The sequence below is a fragment of the Pseudomonas sp. Tul2A7 genome (assembly GCF_054790505.1).
The window spans coordinates 659,471-680,151 of record NZ_CP186499.1 but is presented as its reverse complement, the minus strand read 5'-3'; the positions used below and the strand labels follow the sequence as shown (position 1 = coordinate 680,151).

Here is a 20,681-nt window from a genome sequence, read left to right as displayed (position 1 = left end):
CGATAACCCTTATCTTAATAATCCAGTTAACAGATATTGTCGTCGCTATTAGAATGCGATGCAATTGCGCACCGTCGCCTTCAAAAGCCAGCGCAGACCCAATCTCCAGGAGTCAAACGTACATGAGCAACATGAACCACGAGCGTGTCCTCAGTGTTCATCACTGGAACGACACTCTGTTCAGCTTCAAGTGCACCCGCGATCCGGGCCTGCGCTTCGAGAACGGTCAGTTCGTGATGATCGGCCTGCAACAGCCTAACGGCCGCCCGCTTATGCGCGCTTACTCGATCGCCAGCCCGAACTGGGAAGAGCATCTGGAGTTCTTCAGCATCAAGGTGCAGGACGGCCCGCTGACCTCGCAGCTGCAGCACTTGAAGGAAGGCGACGAGATCATCATCTCGAAGAAGCCTACCGGCACCCTGGTTCTCGACGACCTGAACCCGGGCAAGCACCTGTATCTGCTGAGCACCGGTACTGGCCTGGCGCCGTTCATGAGCGTGATCCAGGACCCGGAAACCTACGAGCGCTTTGAAAAAGTGATCCTGGTGCACGGCGTGCGTTACGTCAACGAAGTCGCCTACCGCGAATTCATCACCGAGCACCTGCCGCAGAACGAGTTCTTCGGCGAAGCGCTGCGTGACAAGCTGATCTACTACCCGACCGTGACTCGCGAGCCTTTCGAGAATCAGGGCCGTCTGACCGACCTGATGCGCAGCGGCAAGCTGTTCAGCGACATCGGCCTGCCACCGATCAACCCGCAGGACGACCGCGCGATGATCTGCGGCAGCCCGAGCATGCTCGACGAGACCAGCGAAGTGCTCGACAGCTTCGGCCTGAAGATCTCGGCGCGGATGCGCGAGCCGGGTGATTACCTGATCGAGCGAGCGTTCGTCGAGAAATAAGCGTTTTGCCGGTGACGCGGAGCGTCACTGGATGCATTCCCACGCGGAGCGTGGGAACGATCAGCCCGCGTTGCCTGTGAAGGCAGCGCGGGCTTTTTCGTTTCCGGGGATTACGCCTCGGCGGGAATGACTTCGAGCACGCGAATCTGCTCGGACGCCGGGTAATGCCAGCGCACGTCCAGATCCCAGAATTGCGCGCCATATTCGCGCTCCGGTGCCGGGGTTTGATACGCCGGACGCGGATCCTGAGCCAGACACTGTTCAATCAGCTCAACCAGCGGCTCGTCGAGGCGCTGAGCGTGTGTATGCGCTTGTTTCAACGCCGAGTCCGTCCACTGCACGTCGATCAACTGCGGCGCAGCGCTGGCGATGCTGTTGGCGGCGTCGGCGATGATGTCGGCGTAAGGCACGTAGGGTTTGATGTCGAGGATCGGCGTGCCGTCGAGCAAGTCGATGCCGGAGATGAACAGGCGATTGGCTTCGACTTTGTCCAGTTTCACCACGGACTGGCCGATGCCATTAGGACGGTGTGTGGCGCGGGTGGCGAACACGCCCATGGACTTGTTGCCGCCCAGCCGCGGTGGACGCACCTTCAGCCGTGGTTTGTCTTCGAGTGCCTGATGGAACAGGAAAAGCAGCCACACATGACTGACCTGTTCCAGGCCTTGCACGGCGTCACCCTGATCGAACGGTGCCACCAGTTCCAGCACGCCACGGGCGGCCGGGGCCAGTTGCGGTTGGCGGGGGATGGCGAATTTCTCCTTGAAGCAGGAGCGCACGAAGCCGATGGGGGAGACGCTGTAAGTCATGGTTTGCATTCGAAGCGGGGGAGGGTGGGCATGATAACCCGCCAGCCCTTATGGCAGGTGGTGACTGGGCTGACGCCATCGCGAGCAGGCTCACTCCTACAGGGTCATGGTTGTACACAAAATCTGTGTTCGCTGAAAATCCCTGTAGGAGTGAGCCTGCTCGCGATAGCTTCACCGCCGACCTAGAGGCTGAAACCACCATCCAGCGGAATAATATTCCCGGTCATATAAGCCCCAGCCGTACTCGCCAGACTGATCGCCAACGCCGCCATCTCCTCCTCGCGTCCCCAGCGCTTCATCGGAATCAGCGCCGTATCCTCAGCCAACGCCTGCTGATCATTACCAATATGCTGCGTCATCTTGCTCGGAAAGCGCCCCGGCGCGATCACGTTGACATTGATGTGCTGGCTCACCAGCTCCCGCGCCAAAATCCGCGATAACTGATGCAGCGCAGCCTTGCTTGGCCCGTAGGCATACGCCTGCTCGCCAAACGAAGAAATCCCCGCCACCGAACCAATGTTGATAATCCGCGCCGGATTCGCCGCCGACCCGGCCTTGCGCAACAACGGCAGAAATTGCTGGATACAACTGAACACCGACGTCACGTTGAGCTGCATGACCTTCTCCCAGCCCTTGACCGGATAACTCTCCAGCGGCGCGCCCCAAGTAGTGCCGGCATTGTTCACCAGAATATCCAGATGCGTGATCTGCTCGCCCAGGCGCGCAGCCAGCTCCTGTACGCCTTCTTCCGTCGCCAGGTTAGCGGCGATGCCATGACATTTGCCTAGGGCACCGAGTTCTTCAGCCGTTTGATGACAGGCTTCGGCATCGCGCGAGCAGACATAGACGCGGGCGCCAGCCTCGACAAAGGCCTTGGCGATCATTTTGCCGATACCACGGGTGCCGCCGGTCACCAGAGCGGTGCGGCCTTGCAGGGAGAAATACGGGTGCATGGCGAGTCCTGAGGATTAGGGATCAGTACACCCTAGTCGTCAGCCGCGAAAAGCGGAGCCACTATTTTCGGAGGGAATGAATGGTCATGCGTTGCGGTGGCGACCATTGATCGCCACCGCAGAGAGGATCAGGCCGGGCGAACGCGCAGGGTCAGACCCTTGAGGAAGTTGCGCAGCAACTGGTCGCCACACGGGCGGTAGTTGGTGTGGCCGACCTTGCGGAACAGTGCGCTCAGCTCAGGCTTGGACACCGGGAACTCGGCGGCCTTGAGGATCGCGTGCATGTCGTCCTCTTTCAGTTCGAAGGCCACGCGCAGCTTTTTCAGGATGATGTTGTTGGTCACCGGCACTTCGATCGGCTGCGGCGGACGGCTTTCGTCCTTGCCACGCTTGAAGATCACCAGACCGTCGAGGAAGTGCGCGATGACTTCGTCCGGGCAGCGCACGAAACCTTCTTCGTCTTCTTCTTTCTTGTCGAGCCAGGTCACTACGTCGGCGAGTGCGACTTCCATGCCGCCGAGCTTGATGATCTCGACTACCTTCTTGTCGCTGATGTCGAGCATGTAGCGCACGCTGCGCAATACGTCGTTATGAATCATGTGAGTAATCCTGATAAGCGTTGTGGGCAGCACGCAGGCGCGCTGCCGGAATGTGTGGCGGCAGTGGAAGTCTTAGAACTTCTCTTTGCCGGACAGGTAGCGCCATTGGCCGACCGGGACTTTGCCGATCGAGACGCCGCCGATACGGATGCGGCGGATGCCGATGACTTTCAGGCCGACCGCTTCGCAGAACTGGGCGATGATGCCGGGCTGCGGGTTTTTCATGGCGAAGCGCAGACGGTTTTCGTTCTGCCAGCTGGCCTTGACCGGCGGCAGCTCCTTGCCCTTGTGGGTCAGGCCGTGCTGCAGGCGGTTGAGGCCGTGGGCGACCATGTCACCTTCGACTTCAACCACGTATTCCTGCTCGATCTTTGCCGCATCGGCGGTGAGCTTGCGCAGAATTTTCCAGTCCTGAGTGAACACCAGCAGGCCGCTGGCCTTGGCTTGCAGATCGGCGCTGGCGGTCAGGCGCAGGAAGTGCCCGCGCAACGGGCGCTTGCTGAAGCGGTGTTCTTCGCTGAGGGTTTCGGCGCTGAGCGACTGCATCGCAGTCTCGACGTCCATGCCGGCCGGCGCGTTGAGCAGGATGGTCACCGGCTCCGGCGCAGTGGCTTTGGCGTCCTTGTCGAGCTCCACCTTCTGGTCGCCGACCTTGAATTGCGGCTCGTCAATCACTTCGCCGTCCACGGTGACCCAGCCGCCCTCAATGAACAGCTCGGCCTCCCGGCGGGAGCAACCGACCAGTTCGATGAGGCGTTTGGAGAGGCGAATCGGGTCAGTCATGACAGGGCCGTAACAAAAAAGGGGTGGGCATTGTACCTGTGTGGCGCCGGTTAAGCCCGGTTCCATTTCGGTAATGCTTTTTGTAGGAGTGAGCCTGCTCGCGATAGCCATCTGACATTCGACATTGATGGTGGCTGATCTGGCGCTATCGCGAGCAGGCTCACTCCTACATTGGGTTGTGTTGTGTCAGCCGTTGCTGGAGCGCTGCTGATTCTGGCGCAGGCGCATGTGCAGCAACGGATACGGCTGGCCCATGCCATCCACCTCCGAGCGGCCGATCACCTCGAAACCTTGCTTGAAGTAGAACCCCAAGGCTTGCGGGTTCTGCTCGTTGACGTCCAATTCATCGGCATTCAGATGCTGCATGGCATAGTTGAGCAGTTTCTTGCCCAAGCCCTGACCGCGATGATCGGGATCGATGAACAGCATTTCAATCTTGCCCGCCGCGACTCCGGCAAACCCGGTGATGCGCTGGTTGGCGTCCTTGGTGCAGATCAGCATCACCGCATCGAGATAGCGGGTCAGCACCAGATTACGCAACAGGTCGATATAGCTGTCCGGCAGAAAATCATGGGTTGCGCGAACCGAGGCCTCCCAGACCCGGGTCAGTTCCTGATAATCGCTGAGTTTCGGCGTGTGGATGACCGAATGGTGACGCATGCCCGTCTGCCTCTTGTCCGTTTCAAGGGAGTCCGTCCCCCGCTAAACGATAGCCGTAAAAAAGCCCCGCATCTTGTAAAAAGAGCGGGGCTTTCTGTATTTGTTGCGGTGTCTGGCTGGCTATTTCTGTCGCCAGCAAGATCTCTCCCCCTCACCCCAACCCTCTCCCCCAAGGGGGCGAGGGGGAAGGGAGCTGAACTTCGTGCTTTTCAAACCTGAGTTCGACCGGATAGCTCAGGTCGATGTACCTCGAAAGAACAACACGGTCAGCTCCCTCTCCCTCTGGGAGAGGGCTGGGGTGAGGGGCTTCAGATCAGATCAGATCAGATCAGATCAGATCAGATCAGATCAGATCAGATCAGATCAGATCAGATCAGATCTGCTCAGCCCACAGATCATATTCGTCAGCATCAGTAACCTTGCACCAGACCTTGTCACCCGGCTTCAGATTGCTGCCGTTATCAATAAACACGTTGCCATCGATTTCCGGGGCATCGAAGAAGCAGCGGCCAACCGCGCCTTGCTCGTCAACTTCGTCGACCAGCACTTCAATCTCACGGCCGATGCGCATTTGCAGGCGGGCCGAGCTGATCGCCTGCTGGTGCGCCATAAAGCGCTCCCAACGATCTTGCTTGACCTCGTCCGGCACCACTTCCAGATCCAGATCATTCGCCGGCGCACCATCCACCGGCGAGTACTGGAAGCAGCCGACGCGGTCGAGCTGCGCTTCGGTCAGCCAGTTCAGCAGGTACTGGAAGTCTTCTTCGGTTTCGCCCGGGAAGCCAACGATGAAGGTCGAACGGATGATCAGGTCCGGGCAGATTTCGCGCCAGTTCTTGATGCGCGCCAGGGTCTTGTCTTCGAACGCCGGGCGTTTCATCGACTTCAACACTTTCGGGCTGGCGTGCTGGAACGGGATGTCCAGGTAAGGCAGGATCTTGCCGGCGGCCATCAACGGGATCAGCTCGTCAACGTGCGGGTACGGGTAAACGTAGTGCAGACGGACCCAGACGCCGAGGGTGCTCAGCGCTTCGCAGAGTTCGGTCATGCGGGTTTTCACCGGCGCGCCGTTCCAGAAACCGGTGCGGTATTTCACGTCGACGCCGTAGGCGCTGGTGTCTTGCGAAATGACCAGCAACTCTTTAACGCCGGATTTGACCAGACGCTGAGCTTCGTCGAGCACATCACCGACCGGACGGCTGACCAGTTTGCCGCGCATCGACGGGATGATGCAGAACGAGCAGCTGTGGTTGCAGCCTTCGGAAATCTTCAGGTAGGCGTAGTGGCGTGGGGTCAGTTTGATGCCTTGCGGCGGCACCAGGTCGATCAGCGGGTTGTGATCCTTACGCGGTGGCACCACTTCGTGGACGGCGTTGACCACTTGCTCGTACTGCTGCGGACCGGTCACGGCGAGCACGCTCGGGTGCACGTTGCGGATATTGCCTTCTTCCACGCCCATGCAACCGGTAACAATCACCTTGCCGTTTTCCTTGATCGCTTCACCGATCACTTCCAGCGACTCAGCCTTGGCCGAATCGATGAAACCGCAGGTGTTGACGACTACAACGTCGGCGTCCTGATAGGTGGACACCACGTCATAGCCTTCCATGCGCAGCTGGGTCAGGATGCGCTCGGAGTCGACCAGTGCTTTCGGGCAACCCAGAGATACAAAGCCAACCTTTGGATTGGCCGGCGCAGGAGTGGTGGACATGTCTAACCTCGGTATTTTGTGACATCGCTTTCTTGGTGCGAAAGCCGACGGACGGGCGCTTAGGGCGCGCCTCTGATCAAAAAGTGCGCAATTCTAGCGGCGGGCAACGCACTTGACCAGCTTTATGCAGGGAAATACGACGAGTGCTGCGCTATGCTTCGCGCCGTTGAGCTTTACCAATTTTTTACAGTCAACAAAACGTCTGTAACAACAGGTAAAACAGCGCATGCTGCACCACAAAGCATAGTGCTTCATTCAAGAAGCCGGTTCTGAGAAGTAGGAGTGTTGGATGGGTCAGGCAAGTAGTCATGCGGCAGGCGCCGAGGGTTCGGCCACCAAGCCGCTGAGCATGCTGGTCGCGGCGGTCGGGGTAGTTTACGGCGACATCGGCACGAGCCCGCTGTACACCCTCAAAGAAGTGTTTTCCGGCGCTTACGGCGTATCGGTCAATCACGATGGCGTGCTAGGCATTCTGTCGTTGATCTTCTGGTCGCTGATCTGGGTCGTGTCGATCAAATACATGATGTTCGTGCTGCGCGCCGACAACCAGGGCGAGGGCGGCATCATGGCGCTCACCGCGCTGGCGCGTCGTGCGGCAGGGCATCGCAAGAAGCTGCGGTCGTTGCTGGTGGTGTGCGGGCTGATCGGCGCGGCGCTGTTTTATGGCGACAGTATGATCACCCCGGCGATTTCCGTACTGTCGGCGATTGAAGGTCTGGGGCTGGCATTCGATGGCATCGACCATTGGGTGGTGCCGCTGTCGCTGGTGGTGTTGGTGGCGCTGTTTCTGATTCAGAAACACGGTACGGCGCGGATCGGCATTCTGTTCGGGCCGATCATGGTTACCTGGTTCCTCGTCCTCGGCGCCCTCGGTGTGTATGGCATCAGCCATGCGCCGGAGGTGTTGCATGCGATGAACCCGATCTGGGCGGTGAATTTCTTCGTCGTCCATCCGGGCATGGGCGTGGCGATCCTCGGCGCCGTGGTGCTGGCGCTGACCGGTGCAGAAGCGCTGTACGCCGACATGGGCCACTTTGGTCGCAAGCCGATTGCCCGGGCGTGGTTCATCCTGGTGTTGCCGGCGCTGGTGCTCAATTACTTCGGGCAGGGCGCTTTGTTGCTGGAAAACCCGGAAGCGGCGCGTAACCCGTTCTATCTGCTGGCGCCGAGCTGGGCGTTGATTCCACTGGTCGGTCTGTCGACCCTGGCCACGGTGATTGCCTCGCAAGCGGTGATTTCCGGCGCGTTCTCCCTGACCCGTCAGGCGATTCAGCTCGGTTACATCCCGCGCATGTACATCCAGCACACCTCCAGCGACGAGCAGGGCCAGATCTATATTGGTGCGGTGAACTGGGCGCTGATGGTCGGCGTGGTGTTGTTGGTGCTCGGCTTCGAATCGTCCGGCGCGCTGGCTTCTGCCTATGGTGTGGCGGTGACCGGCACCATGCTGATGACCACCATTCTGGTGTCGGCAGTGATGCTGCTGCTGTGGAAATGGCCACCGATCCTCGCGGTGCCGGTGCTGATCGGCTTCCTGCTGGTGGACGGTCTGTACTTCGCCGCCAACGTGCCGAAGATCGTGCAGGGCGGTGCCTTCCCGGTGATCGCCGGTATCGCGCTGTTTGTGCTGATGACCACCTGGAAACGCGGTAAGCAGTTGCTCGTCGATCGCCTCGACGAAGGCGCACTGCCGCTGCCGATCTTTATCAGCAGCATCCGCGTGCAGCCACCGCATCGCGTGCAGGGCACCGCCGTGTTCCTCACCGCACGCTCCGATGCCGTGCCGCATGCGTTGTTGCACAACCTGCTGCATAACCAGGTGCTGCATGAGCAAGTGGTGTTGCTGACGGTGGTCTACGAAGACATCCCGCGCGTACCGCCATCGCGACGCTTCGAAGTGGAAGCGCACGGGGAGGGCTTCTTCCGGGTGATCCTGCACTTCGGTTTCACCGACGAGCCGGACGTGCCGCAGGCGCTGAAGCTGTGTCATCTGGATGATCTGGATTTCAGCCCGATGCGTACCACTTACTTCCTCAGCCGCGAAACGGTGATTGCCTCGAAACTTGAAGGGATGGCGCGTTGGCGTGAGGCGTTGTTTGCGTTCATGTTGAAGAATGCCAATGGGAACTTGAGGTTCTTTAATTTGCCGTTGAACCGGGTGATTGAGCTTGGCACGCAGGTAGAAATGTAAGCCTGGCCTCAACTGAAAAGCCCCCGTCAGCCTTGTGGCTGGCGGGGGCTTTTTTGTTGGCGGCAACTTCAGATCAAAAGATCGCAGCCTTCGGCAGCTCCTACAGGTTTCGCATTCCATGTAGGAGCTGCCGAAGGCTGCGATCTTTTGATCTTCAAACCTTTACAAGCCTTCAGGTATCTCTGCTTCAGACTCGGTCTTCGTCCGCGCAGGTCGTGGCATCAACGCCTGAATCACATCATCAATCAAGGCTTTGCCCATCACCGTCAGGTAATGCGCAGCCCAGGCATGGCGGTCGGTGTCTCTGATGAAAGCAGCATCCTCGGCGAAGGATTTTGCGAGGCATAGCAGGTCGGAGGATTGGGACAAGGCATCGATGATCGGGATGCCGGCACGGACATTGAAGAACGCTTGATCCGAGTTGTAGAGGAAAGGGGTGAAGCCGATGGTTTTAGCGTTTGCGAGTCCGTGCAGATCAGTTTCGGTCATCGTGTTACTCCTTAGTTCGAAGTGCCGCGACTTTCGTTACCACGCGAAAGGGAGGCAACTGTACGCAGGGTGGTAAACCGGGAACCAAGGAAACCGGCACGCCCGAAAGCGTCCCACGCACAGCCGCCATAACTTGAGGAGCGCGCTGTTGCGATGGTTTCTCCGGGTTACCACACCCGATCGCTGAATGGGTCAGCGACGTCCGGAGAGTATCCCGTCAAAAAACAGCGCAATAGAGCGGCACAGCGCCCAGATACGAGTTTCAGAGTTTGCCTACAAGGTCTGTGGGCGTCATCTGATATTGCGAGACCAGACGTAAACGAAACTAAACGTTGCTGGCGGTTTTGCTGGATTTGTTCGGCAGATGAATGAGTGTGGAGTTGACGATTCGATAATGCCAATCAAGCAGGTGTCCACGTTTTATGGAATGTGGACACTTGGCGTTTTTAGCCTCCTGAAGAGTCAAGAAATTTACGAGCTTCGGCGCAAAACCGCTGATCCAGCGCAATTCCCCTGTGGGAGCGAGCCTGCTCGCGAAGGCGTAGTGTCAGTCGACGAATCTGTAAACTGACCCACCGCTTTCGCGAGCAGGCTCGCTCCCACAGGGGATTTCCCACAGGGGATTTTCGTGGCTGCTGGAATGTAAAAAGCCCCCGAAACTGTGAAGTTGCGGGGGCTTTTTGTGGGCGCGGCTCAGATCACTCTTCGGCGACCGAGTCCTTGCTCTGACGTTTCTCGATCAAGTCCACCAAGCGCTTGGCCAGCGCCGGGTAGTTCTCGTCGAAGTGGTGGCCGCCAGGCAGTTTCACCGCCTCGCCAACCGCAGTCTTGTCCGTGCAGCCGCTTTCATCGGTCTCTTCTTCACCGTAGATGCACACAACCTTGGCCGGTGGCAGCTTGGCCATTTCCGGGCCGGTGGCGGCTTCTTTGCCGGCGTTACCCAACCAGCCTTCGACTTCGATTTCGAAGCTGCCGGTGCGGGCGAAGGCCAGCAGGATGATCGCGTCGACGCGTTGCTGCTCGGTTTCTGGCAAGCGGTTGTAGATTGCTGGCAACACGTCAGCACCGAAAGAGTAACCGGTGAGGATGAAGCGTTTGGTGCCCCATTTCTGCCGGTAGTGCTGCATCAGTTCGGTCAGGTCCAGTGCGCTTTGCTCCGGGCTCTTGTGCTGCCAGTAGTAGCGCAAGGTATCGATGCCGACCACCGGATAGCCAATCTTGGCCATTTCGCCCGCGACGTCGCGGTCGAGGTCGCGCCAGCCGCCGTCACCGGAAAGGAACAGGGTCACGGTGTCCTTGGCTTGACCGGCCGGCACTTCAACCACCGGGATCGCCAGACCGCCGTTGGCCTTGTCGCCGCCGACGAGGATTTTGCGCAGTTCGTTGTTCAGCACTTGCGGCAGGTTGATGTCGTAGTCGCTGATGCTGGTTTCGGCGTTGGGCTGATCGCGTACGAAACCTGCGCTGGCGTCGTCCGGGTTATCGTTCCACGCCACCAGCCAGTGGCCGTGGGCGGCGGATTTCGGCAGCAGGTGGGTGCAGCCGGGTTTTTCCAGCGCCAGGTCCACGGAAATCGCTTGGGCCTTGTCGTCCTTTTGCTCGGACAACCAACGCCAGGCCAGTACCGCGCCGGGGCCGATACCGCTGACCAGCGTAGCCGGGCCGTTCAGTTCGCGCAGACCGGTTTGCAGGGCGCGGCTTTGCAGTAGGCAGTCCTTGGGCAGAATCACTTGAACGATCTGCGCCGAAGCGCTACGGCTAAGGGTGGTCAGTTGTTTTTCAGAGAGTTTCTGGTCGTCGTTGACCGCGACCAGCACCTGCGCCTTGGGTTTGGTGCCGGGGATGACGCGGGTCAAAACGGTGCCGTCTGCCGCCGTAACGGGTTCGAGCGTCGGTTCCGGTGCCGGGCGTTTGAGGTACCAGAAACCGCCGCCGGCAATCACGGCCAGCACGATCAGTGCGGCCAGGATGTACTTCAGGGAGCGTTGAATCATCAGCGTTTCACCAATCCAGTCAAGCCGCCCGCGATCAGGGCAGCAGTGTCGGCCAGCGCCACCAGCGGATCGAGTCCGGCGGGCACGGCCATATAACGGGGTTCCCAGTCAGGCTGGAACTTGTCTTTGAAGCGGCGCAAGCCTTGGAAGTTGTACAGCTGCTCACCACGGCGGAAAACCATCGAGCCCAGACGCTGGGTCAGCGGTGCACCACGCCGGGGTTGCAACCCCGACAATGGCACCATGCCCAGGCTGAAGCGCGCGTATCCGTGACTCTTATAGTGTTGAATCAGGCCGACCATCATGAATTCCATGGTCAGCTTGGGGGCGTCCGGGTGCGCGCGCATCAGGTCGAGACTGGCCAGGTCGTGGCTGTAAGTCTCGAGCAGGTTGGCGAATGCCACCGGGCGACCTTCGAAGCGAATCACCGCGATGCGGAAATGCTTCAGGTATTCGTCGCTGAAACGGCCGAGGGAGAAGCCTTTCTCACGCACGTTCTTGCCGGTCAGCCACGCATCGGAAATCACTTTCAGCTCGTCCATCGGCGCCTGACCCGGCTCGTGAATCTCCAGCGACAACCCGTCGCGGGTGCCACGGTTCCAGGTGTAGCGCAGATCCTTCATCTCTTTGCCCTTGGCTTCCAGGTCAAAGCGGTGCAGGTCGACTCGGGCTTCTTCGCCCAATTTGATCGCGGTCAGGCCGATGTCCATGTAGTACGGCAGGTTCTCCGCGCGCACCTGATAGAACACCGGGCGGGCATGGTGAATGTCGCAGAGGTCGCGGAACTGCCAGATCATCTCGGCGCGTTGCTGGCCGGGGCCGATCGGGTCGTACAGCGCCACCAGACTGCGGCCACGGCGCGCGTACATCAGGAACGCTTCGTCGTTCTGGTGAAACAGCAGCGCCTTGTCACCGGTCAGCGCCAGGCCACCGTCGGGTTGTGACGAGGCCATGAGGATCTTTGCTGCGCGATCGAGTTCGTCAGGCGTCGGCAGGTGAATGACCGGGCGCGCGGTGCGCAGCAGCCAGGTGAGGGCGATTACCAGCAGCAGCACGGCAGCGCCGAGCAGCGAACGCAAGCCACGTGGCGCGTCAGCATCCAGGGTGAACTGCCACCACAGTTGATGGCTGTAAGGCACGTCTTGATAGGCGAACAGCAGCAGCCACGTCGAGGCACCGAGCACGCACAGGCTGGCTACCAGGTACAGCGGCGAGAAGGGCAGCTCGGTCAGGCGGCTCGGGCGATAGAACGAGCGACGGAACACACCGAGCAACGCTGCGGTGAGGGTCATCAGCGTCGCTTCTTCCCAGTCGAAGCCTTTAAGCAGCGAGAGCAGGGCGCCAACCAGCAACAGAATGGTGGTGAGCATCCACGCGGCGGACAAGCGACGGCGCAGGCCCTGGGCGAGCATCAGGCAGAGCACGCCGATCAGGCTGGCGCCAAAGTGCGAAGCGTCGACCAGACGATGCGGGATCAGAAAACCAATGTGCTCAAGACGTGTGTCGATCTCGGGAGTGGCGCCGGAAAACAGCAGCACCACACCGGACAGGAACACCAGCACCGCCAGAATCGGCGCGGCCAGACCAGACGCGGCGCGCATGGTCTGGGTCTGGAACAGGCGTTGACCTTCGTTGATCAGCAGGAATACGCAGGCCACCAGCAGCGGCAGCACCACATAGATCAGGCGATACAGCAGCAGGGCGGCGGCCAGTGGCGCGGCACCGAGTTTGTCGGCGAAAGCGGCCAGCAGAATCGCTTCGAACACACCGACGCCGCCGGGTACATGGCTAAGTACGCCGGCAGCCAGTGCCAGCAGGTACACCAACAGGAACGCACCAAACGGTGGCGCTTCCGGCAGCAACAGATAAAGGACCGTGGCGGCAGCCGCAACGTCGAGGGCGGTAATGATCAGTTGCAGGAAGGTCAGGCGACGCCCCGGCAAGCGCAGCGTGCGGCGGCCAACCCTGACCAGCAGGTTGTCGCGCAACGGTTGTTCCGGCAGGCGCCGACGGTAGATGCCGATAGCCAGTACTGCGCCAAGCAACAGCACGACAGCGGCAACTGTGCCGAGCAGTCCTTCGGACAACCCCAGCGCCTGAGAGGCAGCAGGCAGGTCACTCAGCGTTGCCAATGCAGCCAGCGGCGGCAAGGCGCAGCCGAGCGACAAACTGGCGAACAAGGTCATGTGCGCGACTTCCGACGCCCCCAGACCCAGTCGCGCATATAAACGGTAGCGAACCGAACCACCGGACAGCAGCGACAGGCCGATCGCATTGCCGATCGCAAACGCGGTGAAGCCGCCCAGCGCCAATGTGCGCGGCGGCAATTTCACGCCGGCATAGCGGCTGGCTGACCATTCATAGCCAAGCAGAATAATGAAGCCGACCACGGTCGCACCGAAGGCGCCGATCAGCGCGGGTTTCGGTACGTCGAGAATCGAGTCGTGCAGCGCATCGAGATCGAGTTCGGCAAGCAGATGGCGACAGGCAATCAGCGCAATGGCGAACAGCAGCAAAGTCACCGCCAGACCAATCGGTTGTCGGTATTTGCTCAACCGATCCAGCAAGCGCAAACGCTCGGGTTTGATCGGATGTTCCGCTGTGACGGTCTCTTGTGGATCAGACGAGTTGGCGCGCATCAATCACCTCTTGGATTGTGCGCGACAGGATGGAGGTATCCAGCCAAGTTACCAATCCCTGTAGAAAAAAATAATCACAAAATACTACGCCTCTCACCGGGTATCGGCGAGGGCAGTTCCTGGATTGCAGAGGCCTTGCCTGCGACTCAAGCATAGTCGCAAGTGAGTACTTCTGAAGATCCCAAGCGGTTCACTGCACAGTGACAGATCATTGTTGCGAAAGGACTTTTTCAACAGATACAAAAAAGGCCACTCTTTCGAGTAGCCTTTTTTGATGTTTGGTTGCGGGAGCCGGATTTGAACCGACGACCTTCGGGTTATGAGCCCGACGAGCTACCAGACTGCTCCATCCCGCGTCTGTGTGGCGGCATTCTACAGACGAACGACGGAGTGTCAACCGCTAATCCCGCAAAGGGTCAAATAAGTGTGAAATCGCGTCAAACGGTCGCAGGTGGCGCGTTAAGCTTCGGAAATGCAAAGAATTCCTGTTTGGCGATCCTTCTCTATAAGAGGAGGAAATCGACAAAACAGACGCGCACAAAAAAGGCCACTCTTTCGAGTAGCCTTTTTTGATGTTTGGTTGCGGGAGCCGGATTTGAACCGACGACCTTCGGGTTATGAGCCCGACGAGCTACCAGACTGCTCCATCCCGCGTCTGTGTGTCGGCATTCTACAGAGGAACGCTGAGGTGTCAACCTTCAATCCGGATAAAATCTGTTGAGGTTCAATCGGTTAGCGCTTTTTATCGGGTGTTTTTCCGGGCGCAGGGCAGGCGGGGCAAGGCTTTCAGCTCTATTGGAGGTCGTTTGTCGATTGAGAAAATAAATTCAAAGGACATTTCCTACCGCCTGGAAAGAACATTCATACCACTGGTGCTATATACAGGTGTCAGTGAGATACTGCCGATCCGGTTCGCCACGTTTCCTTTTCTGACATGACTCAGCGAAAAATCATCCACATTGACTGCGACTGTTTCTACGCCGCCATCGAGATGCGCGATGACCCGCGCCTGGCCGGCAAGCCGTTGGCAGTGGGCGGTTCGGCGGATCGGCGCGGGGTGATCGCCACCTGCAACTATGAAGCGCGCGCGTATGGCGTGCGTTCGGCAATGGCTTCGGGACATGCACTGAAGTTGTGTCCGGACCTGACCATCGTCAAGCCGCGAATGGATGCCTATCGCGAAGCCTCGAAGGAAATTCACACGATCTTTGCCGATTACACCGACCTCATCGAGCCGCTATCGCTGGATGAGGCCTATCTGGATGTCTCCGACAGCGCGCATTTTGGCGGCAGTGCCACGCGCATCGCCCAGGACATTCGTCGGCGGGTCTCCAATCAATTGCACATCACCGTCTCTGCTGGCGTAGCACCGAACAAGTTTCTGGCGAAGATCGCCAGTGACTGGAAGAAGCCCAACGGGCTGTTCGTTATTACCCCGGATCAGGTCGAAGACTTTGTCAGCGATTTACCGGTCAGCAAACTGCATGGAGTCGGCAAGGTCACCGCCGACAAACTGGGCAGGCTCGGTATCGTCGACTGCCTGCAGTTGCGCGAGTGGAACAAGCTGGCGCTGGTACGCGAATTCGGCAGTTTTGGCGAGCGACTGTGGAGTCTGGCTCGTGGGATCGATGACCGGTTGGTGCATAACGACAGTCGGCGTCAGTCGATCAGCGTGGAAAATACCTACGACGTTGATCTGCCGGATCTGCGCAGTTGCCTCGACAAACTGCCAGAGCTGCTGGAAACCCTGAAAACCCGTATGGCGCGGATCGACAGCAGTTATCGGCCGGGCAAGCCGTTCGTCAAAGTGAAGTTTCATGATTTTACTCAGACCACGCTGGAGCAGGCCGGGGCAGGGCGGGATCTGGGCAGTTATCAGTTGATGCTGACGCAGGCGTTCAATCGCGGCGGGAAACCGGTGCGGTTGCTGGGGGTTGGGGTGAGGCTGGAGGATTTGCGCGGCGGGTTTGAGCAGATGGAGTTGTTTGAGCGGTAGATTGGCGGTGCCTGTCGCGGCCTCTTCGCGAGCAGGCTCGCTCCCACATTGGATTTGTGTCGTTCACGAATCCCCTGTGGGAGCGAGCCTGCTCGCGAAGCTTTTAGCTTTTAGTTAGGCCCCGGATCAGCCACCAGGCGCCCGGCATCCTTGGTCAAAGACTTGAGAAACTCAGTCTGCAACTCAGGATCGTTACGCGTCAGTTCGATCAGGCTTTGTTCCAGTTCGCTGGCTTCTTCTTCCAGACCCAGTTCCGACAGACGTTTGACCCGGTGTACCCACTGGCTCACTTCGTCGTCTTCCAGGTCGTCGTAAATCAGCCCGTGCGCTTCCAGCAACTTGCCACGCAGATGACTGCTGATCATCAGCGATGAATCAGAATGCACGTCATCCTTGGCGTCCTCGACGCTGATCTGCAGCTTGCCGACATGATTGAGGTCATTTTCGGCAAACGGACTGTCGAGCAGGTTCAAGCGCAGAACACCGTTGCGATCGGTGGTCATGTCGAAGGTCTGCTTGCCAGCCTTGACCTGCACCGGACGCTCGCTCCACGGCAGGCTCGAATACTCCGTGCGCTTGTCGCGCTGGACTTCATCGATGCCGGCCAGATTCTGCTGCGCACGACCGTTGGACTGCACGTTCATGAACGGGTTGAGCCCGGCGAAACCGTAACTCAGCCAGTCCTTGGTCACGCTGTCCGGCAGGTTGCCGAGGGCAAACACGTTGACCACGTTGGCGCCGACGCCACCGACTACGGCCACCGCGCCCAGCGGGATCTCGTAGACCTCCCGCCAAGGCTGATAGGGCGTGTAGCGATCGTAGCGACGCGTCACTTCGAACTCGGTGACTTCGAAAGTCTTCTGTTCGTTGATCTTCACGCGTCGCTGCGGCAGCTCAAGCTCCTTGGGCTCACCGACATCAATCTGCAGGCTATGGTCGAGCAACTTTCGCTCGACCCGCTCTTCGTGCTCGCTGCGTTGTGACATGTGATTGGCACAGCCGCTGACCAGCAGGGCACCGCACAGGGCAGTGCCTCCGAGGCCTAAGGTGTTTCGCTTGAACATGACGTCTCTATCTGGATTCAGCGGCGGATACGAGCCTGCAGGAAGGACAATACGTCAGCCACTGGCAATGCTTGCGCTTCGCCTTCGGTACGGCTCTTGTATTCCAGGTTGCCTTCGGCGAGGCCGCGGTCGCTGACCACGATCCGGTGAGGAATGCCGATCAGCTCCATGTCCGCGAATTTGATGCCCGGGCTGGTTTTCTTGTCGCGATCGTCCAGCAGCACTTCGAAGCCGGCCGCCGTCAGTTCGGCGTACAGCTTGTCGGTGGCTTCGCGCACCTGCTCGGTTTCATAGCGCAGCGGTACCAGAGCAATCTGGAACGGCGCCAGGGTGTCGCTCCAGATGATGCCGTTTTCGTCGTTGTTCTGTTCGATGGCAGCTGCCACCACGCGGGACACGCCGATACCGTAGCAGCCCATTTCCAGGGTCACTGGCTTGCCGTTCTCGCCCAGCACTTCGCACTTCATCGCCTTGCTGTACTTGTTGCCCAGCTGGAAGATGTGCCCGACTTCGATGCCGCGTTTGATTTCCAGCGTGCCTTTGCCGTCCGGGCTTGGGTCACCGGCAACCACGTTACGCAGGTCTGCGACGGTCGGAACCGGCAGATCACGCTCCCAGTTCACGCCGAAGTAGTGCTTGTCGTCGATGTTCGCGCCGATACCGAAGTCGCTCATCAGCTCGACCGAACGGTCGATGATGATTGGCAGCGGCAAGTTCAGCGGGCCGAGCGAACCGGCGCCGGCGCCAATGGCGTCACGCAGTTCGGCGTCGGTGGCCATGACCAGCGGGCTGGCCACGCCAGGTTGCTGGGCAGCCTTGATTTCGTTGAGTTCGTGGTCGCCACGGATCACCAGCGCGATCAGCTTGCCTTCTTCGTCGGCACGCACGATCAGGGTTTTGATGGTCTTTTCAATCGGCAGATTGAATTTTTCCACCAGCGCCGCGATGGTTTTGGTGTCTGGGGTATCGACCAGGCGCAGCTCTTCGGTCGCAGCAGCGCGCGAAGTTTCGCGTGGCACGGCTTCGGCTTTTTCGATGTTCGCTGCGTAGTCGGAACCGTTGCTGAAGACAATATCGTCTTCGCCGGACTCGGCCAGTACGTGGAATTCGTGCGAGCCAGCGCCACCGATCGAACCGTTGTCGGCTTCAACCGGACGGAATTTCAGGCCCAGACGGCTGAACACGTTGCAGTAGGCCTGGTGCATACGGTCATAAGTGATCTGCAGCGACGCCTGATCAGCGTGGAACGAGTACGCGTCCTTCATGATGAATTCGCGACCGCGCATCAAACCGAAGCGTGGGCGGATTTCGTCACGGAATTTGGTCTGGATCTGGTACAGGTTGATTGGCAGCTGTTTGTAGCTGCTCAACTCGTTGCGCATCAGATCGGTGATCACTTCTTCATGGGTCGGGCCCGCGCAGAAGTCGCGACCGTGGCGGTCTTTGATGCGCAGCAGCTCAGGGCCGTATTCTTCCCAGCGCCCCGATTCCTGCCACAGCTCGGCCGGTTGGGTGCTCGGCATCAACACTTCGAGAGAGCCGGCAGCGTTCATCTCTTCGCGAACGATGGCTTCAACCTTGCGCATGACCCGCAGGCCCATCGGCAGCCAGGTGTACAGGCCCGAGGCGAGTTTGCGGATCATGCCGGCGCGCAGCATCAGCTGATGGCTGATCACGACCGCGTCGGAAGGCGTTTCTTTCTGTGTGGCGAGCAAAAATTGACTGGTGCGCATGGTTGGCCGTTGTCGGTTGCTATGACTGGAAATGACTCCGCAGTGTACCGGCGAGTTTTGCCGACGTACAGGCGTGAGGTCAGTGGGGAGGCACGACGGCGGGATTCCTCCCGCCGTTGCCGAAACGTCTTACGATTCTTCTGCGACCGGCGTCGGCACAGGCTCGGGCGTTGGCGTCGGGCCTTCGCGGCGGCTTTCCTGGAACCAGTGCAACGCGATCAGAATCAGCGTCGGCACGCCGAGCAGTGCGGTGATCAGGAAGAAGCTGTGATAGCCGAACTTTTCCACCAAAACCCCGGAATACCCGCCCATCAGGCGCGGCAGCAGCAGCATGATCGAGCTGAGCAGGGCGTATTGCGTGGCGGAGAACTTCAGGTTGGTCAGGCTCGACAGATAGGCAACAAACGCCGACGTCGCCAGGCCCGAGCTGAAGTTGTCGAGGGAAATGGTCACCATCAGCATCTGCAGGTTCGGGCCCATGTCCGCGAGCATGACGAACAGCAGGTTGGTGGCTGCCGAGGCCGCGCCGCCGATGAACAGGATCGGCAGAATGCCGAAGCGCACGATCAGCAGGCCACCCATGCCGGCGCCAACCAGCGTCATGATCAGGCCGAAGATCTTGCTGACGCTGGCAATCTGATCCTTGGTGAAACCCTGATCGATATAGAACACGTTGGCCATGACGCCCATGACCGTGTCCGACATCCGATAGGTGGCGATCAGGCCGAGCAGCAGCAGCGCCTGCCAGCGATAGCGCAGAATGAAGTCGTTGACCGGTGTCAGCACCGGTGCGAGGCCGCGACGGCCCATGGTCGACAGACACAGGCCGGTGAGCAGCGTATAGAGAATCGCGCGCAGGAAGGCGCGGTCTTCCAGCAGCAGGTCAAGCGGACTCATGTCACCGAACAGCACGCTGGCGAAATCAGTGTTGTAGAGCTGGGTGAACATTGCCGGCACGGAGACCAACAGAACGATCAGCACAAAAACGGACATCAACTGATGCATGAAGGTGTAGCGCCCGGCCTGCAACTGCGTGCGCAGCGGAACCGGTGGCTCGCGCATCAACAGCGTGGTCAGCAGCGCGGGAATCATCAGCGCACCGAACAGCGCGTAAGTGCCGGCCCAGGCTGAATGCTGATAATTGAAGCCGGTAGAGCCGAAGCCTTCGGCGAAGAACAAGGCGCCGGCCGTCGCCAGCAGTGCAGCGACACGGTAGCCGGACATATAACTGGCGGCGAGGGCGGCCTGACGGTTGTCTTCGGCGATTTCCAGGCGATAGGCATCCACCGCGATATCTTGAGTGGCGGAGGCGAAAGCGACGACGACTGCAATGGCGATCAGCCAGGACAGATGCTTCTGCGGATCGCAGAAACCCATGCCGATCAGGCCGAGAATCACCAGGGCTTGTGAGAGCACCAGCCACGAACGGCGACGGCCAAGCTTGCCCAGCAACGGCAGACGCCATTGGTCGAGCAAAGGTGACCAGACCCATTTGAACGCATAGGCCAGACCGATCAGGCTGGCATAGCCGATGGTTTCACGGGCCACACCGGCCTCACGAAGCCAGACGGAAAGCGTTGAAAACACCAGCATGTACGGCAGGCCGGCGGCGAAACCGAGCAACAACAGCACGAGCGTCGAAGGACTGGCATAAGCGGCTAGCGCGGCGCGCCAGGTTTTACGGGGCATGGGCTGAAGTCTGCCTCAAGATTGCGAAAACAAAGCGCGCACTCTAACCGCTGTGCTCTACCGGACGCCAGCCATGGCGCTGAATATCCACACGATTGTTCAGGACGGTGATGCCTTCCATGCGCAATCGGGCCCGTTGTTCATCGCCGGACGGGCTGCCCACCGGCAGGCTGATCCGACCGCCGGCGCCCAGTACGCGGTGCCAGGGCAGTTTTGTATCGCCGGGCAACTGACTCAAGGTGCGGCCGACCCAGCGGGCGGCGCGCCCCAACCCGGCAAGTTCAGCTAACTGACCATAGCTGACGACTTTGCCTTCGGGCACTTGAGCAAGGGTGGAGTAGAGCGCCGTGCGTCGGATTTGCGCTTCACTGTCACGGTCGTGGGGCTGCTCTGTCACGGGCGCGGTTCCTGAACATTGGCGGATTTGAAGCTTCAAGGGTAATCCGTCGGTGCGTAGTTGAGAAATGAA

16 protein-coding genes and 2 tRNA genes are annotated in these 20,681 nt (G+C 59.6%); 3 read left to right on the top strand and 15 right to left on the bottom strand.

Going from position 1 to position 20,681, the window contains the following annotated elements:
• The first annotated feature begins 122 nt into the window (after window positions 1-122).
• Window positions 123-902 carry a ferredoxin-NADP reductase gene (gene fpr, locus ACOYXJ_RS03195; RefSeq protein WP_007908723.1) on the top strand — a complete coding sequence of 260 codons (780 nt, stop codon included), beginning with the start codon at window positions 123-125 and terminating at the stop codon, window positions 900-902.
• A 110-nt stretch (window positions 903-1,012) separates the two neighbouring features.
• Here the strand turns inward: fpr and tsaA are convergent, their stop codons facing one another.
• From tsaA to rimO, 6 genes are all read right to left on the bottom strand, one after another.
• Window positions 1,013-1,711 carry a tRNA (N6-threonylcarbamoyladenosine(37)-N6)-methyltransferase TrmO gene (gene tsaA, locus ACOYXJ_RS03190; RefSeq protein ID WP_460367856.1) on the bottom strand — a complete coding sequence of 233 codons (699 nt, stop codon included), beginning with the start codon at window positions 1,709-1,711 and terminating at the stop codon, window positions 1,013-1,015.
• A gap of 182 nt (window positions 1,712-1,893) precedes the next feature.
• The gene (locus ACOYXJ_RS03185) at window positions 1,894-2,664 is read right to left on the bottom strand and encodes an SDR family oxidoreductase (RefSeq protein ID WP_150792522.1); all 771 of its coding nucleotides are present in this window, start codon (window positions 2,662-2,664) and stop codon (window positions 1,894-1,896) included.
• A 128-nt stretch (window positions 2,665-2,792) separates the two neighbouring features.
• Window positions 2,793-3,263 carry a YehS family protein gene (locus ACOYXJ_RS03180; protein ID WP_007908719.1) on the bottom strand — a complete coding sequence of 157 codons (471 nt, stop codon included), beginning with the start codon at window positions 3,261-3,263 and terminating at the stop codon, window positions 2,793-2,795.
• A gap of 72 nt (window positions 3,264-3,335) precedes the next feature.
• Complete coding sequence (locus ACOYXJ_RS03175) at window positions 3,336-4,046, bottom strand: rRNA pseudouridine synthase (RefSeq protein ID WP_042704893.1); 711 nt, start codon at window positions 4,044-4,046, stop codon at window positions 3,336-3,338.
• A 186-nt stretch (window positions 4,047-4,232) separates the two neighbouring features.
• Complete coding sequence (locus ACOYXJ_RS03170) at window positions 4,233-4,706, bottom strand: GNAT family N-acetyltransferase (protein ID WP_460367853.1); 474 nt, start codon at window positions 4,704-4,706, stop codon at window positions 4,233-4,235.
• Between the two features lie 373 nt (window positions 4,707-5,079).
• Window positions 5,080-6,417, bottom strand: coding sequence for a 30S ribosomal protein S12 methylthiotransferase RimO (rimO, locus tag ACOYXJ_RS03165; protein WP_460367851.1), 1,338 nt, complete (start codon window positions 6,415-6,417; stop codon window positions 5,080-5,082).
• 349 nt (window positions 6,418-6,766) lie between these two features.
• On the opposite strand from rimO, the gene ACOYXJ_RS03160 reads away from it, so the two are divergent.
• A complete protein-coding gene (locus tag ACOYXJ_RS03160; protein ID WP_371857960.1) occupies window positions 6,767-8,608 on the top strand; it encodes a potassium transporter Kup in 1,842 nt (613 codons plus the stop codon).
• Between the two features lie 162 nt (window positions 8,609-8,770).
• Here ACOYXJ_RS03160 and ACOYXJ_RS03155 read toward each other — a convergent pair whose 3' ends face one another.
• From ACOYXJ_RS03155 to ACOYXJ_RS03135, 5 genes are all read right to left on the bottom strand, one after another.
• Window positions 8,771-9,097 carry a DUF3077 domain-containing protein gene (locus ACOYXJ_RS03155; RefSeq protein ID WP_460367849.1) on the bottom strand — a complete coding sequence of 109 codons (327 nt, stop codon included), beginning with the start codon at window positions 9,095-9,097 and terminating at the stop codon, window positions 8,771-8,773.
• 698 nt (window positions 9,098-9,795) lie between these two features.
• Window positions 9,796-11,091 (bottom strand): virulence factor family protein, encoded by a 1,296-nt coding sequence (locus tag ACOYXJ_RS03150; RefSeq protein WP_007918639.1) that lies wholly within the window; start codon window positions 11,089-11,091, stop codon window positions 9,796-9,798.
• Window positions 11,091-13,730: a bifunctional lysylphosphatidylglycerol flippase/synthetase MprF gene (gene mprF / locus ACOYXJ_RS03145; protein ID WP_460367847.1), complete on the bottom strand. Its 2,640-nt coding sequence runs from the start codon at window positions 13,728-13,730 to the stop codon at window positions 11,091-11,093. The genes ACOYXJ_RS03150 and mprF overlap by 1 nt, the downstream gene beginning before the upstream one ends.
• 279 nt (window positions 13,731-14,009) lie before the next feature.
• A tRNA-Met gene (locus ACOYXJ_RS03140) sits at window positions 14,010-14,086 on the bottom strand.
• 221 nt (window positions 14,087-14,307) lie between these two features.
• Window positions 14,308-14,384, bottom strand: a tRNA-Met gene (locus ACOYXJ_RS03135).
• A gap of 280 nt (window positions 14,385-14,664) precedes the next feature.
• On the opposite strand from ACOYXJ_RS03135, the gene dinB reads away from it, so the two are divergent.
• Complete coding sequence (gene dinB / locus ACOYXJ_RS03130; RefSeq protein ID WP_150792531.1) at window positions 14,665-15,726, top strand: DNA polymerase IV; 1,062 nt, start codon at window positions 14,665-14,667, stop codon at window positions 15,724-15,726.
• A gap of 110 nt (window positions 15,727-15,836) precedes the next feature.
• Here dinB and ACOYXJ_RS03125 read toward each other — a convergent pair whose 3' ends face one another.
• From ACOYXJ_RS03125 to ACOYXJ_RS03110, 4 genes are all read right to left on the bottom strand, one after another.
• Window positions 15,837-16,790, bottom strand: a complete 954-nt coding sequence (locus ACOYXJ_RS03125) for a hypothetical protein (RefSeq protein ID WP_077571384.1) — start codon at window positions 16,788-16,790, stop codon at window positions 15,837-15,839.
• Between the two features lie 17 nt (window positions 16,791-16,807).
• On the bottom strand, window positions 16,808-18,523 hold the full coding sequence (locus tag ACOYXJ_RS03120; RefSeq protein ID WP_460367844.1) for a proline--tRNA ligase: 1,716 nt from the start codon (window positions 18,521-18,523) through the stop codon (window positions 16,808-16,810).
• A 129-nt stretch (window positions 18,524-18,652) separates the two neighbouring features.
• Window positions 18,653-20,212, bottom strand: a complete 1,560-nt coding sequence (locus ACOYXJ_RS03115; protein ID WP_102902666.1) for an AmpG family muropeptide MFS transporter — start codon at window positions 20,210-20,212, stop codon at window positions 18,653-18,655.
• A gap of 43 nt (window positions 20,213-20,255) precedes the next feature.
• Window positions 20,256-20,636, bottom strand: a complete 381-nt coding sequence (locus ACOYXJ_RS03110) for an MGMT family protein (protein ID WP_401045952.1) — start codon at window positions 20,634-20,636, stop codon at window positions 20,256-20,258.
• Window positions 20,637-20,681: the final 45 nt, after the last annotated feature.

Bases quoted from the DNA above. Each gene is read 5' to 3' on its own strand.
- fpr (WP_007908723.1), top strand. From the start codon at position 123: ATGAGCAACATGAACCACGAGCGTGTCCTCAGTGTTCATCACTGGAAC.
- tsaA (WP_460367856.1), bottom strand. From the start codon at position 1,711: ATGACTTACAGCGTCTCCCCCATCGGCTTCGTGCGCTCCTGCTTCAAG.
- ACOYXJ_RS03185 (WP_150792522.1), bottom strand. From the start codon at position 2,664: ATGCACCCGTATTTCTCCCTGCAAGGCCGCACCGCTCTGGTGACCGGC.
- ACOYXJ_RS03180 (WP_007908719.1), bottom strand. From the start codon at position 3,263: ATGATTCATAACGACGTATTGCGCAGCGTGCGCTACATGCTCGACATC.
- ACOYXJ_RS03175 (WP_042704893.1), bottom strand. From the start codon at position 4,046: ATGACTGACCCGATTCGCCTCTCCAAACGCCTCATCGAACTGGTCGGT.
- ACOYXJ_RS03170 (WP_460367853.1), bottom strand. From the start codon at position 4,706: ATGCGTCACCATTCGGTCATCCACACGCCGAAACTCAGCGATTATCAG.
- rimO (WP_460367851.1), bottom strand. From the start codon at position 6,417: ATGTCCACCACTCCTGCGCCGGCCAATCCAAAGGTTGGCTTTGTATCT.
- ACOYXJ_RS03160 (WP_371857960.1), top strand. From the start codon at position 6,767: ATGCTGGTCGCGGCGGTCGGGGTAGTTTACGGCGACATCGGCACGAGC.
- ACOYXJ_RS03155 (WP_460367849.1), bottom strand. From the start codon at position 9,097: ATGACCGAAACTGATCTGCACGGACTCGCAAACGCTAAAACCATCGGC.
- ACOYXJ_RS03150 (WP_007918639.1), bottom strand. From the start codon at position 11,091: ATGATTCAACGCTCCCTGAAGTACATCCTGGCCGCACTGATCGTGCTG.
- mprF (WP_460367847.1), bottom strand. From the start codon at position 13,730: ATGCGCGCCAACTCGTCTGATCCACAAGAGACCGTCACAGCGGAACAT.
- dinB (WP_150792531.1), top strand. From the start codon at position 14,665: ATGACTCAGCGAAAAATCATCCACATTGACTGCGACTGTTTCTACGCC.
- ACOYXJ_RS03125 (WP_077571384.1), bottom strand. From the start codon at position 16,790: ATGTTCAAGCGAAACACCTTAGGCCTCGGAGGCACTGCCCTGTGCGGT.
- ACOYXJ_RS03120 (WP_460367844.1), bottom strand. From the start codon at position 18,523: ATGCGCACCAGTCAATTTTTGCTCGCCACACAGAAAGAAACGCCTTCC.
- ACOYXJ_RS03115 (WP_102902666.1), bottom strand. From the start codon at position 20,212: ATGCCCCGTAAAACCTGGCGCGCCGCGCTAGCCGCTTATGCCAGTCCT.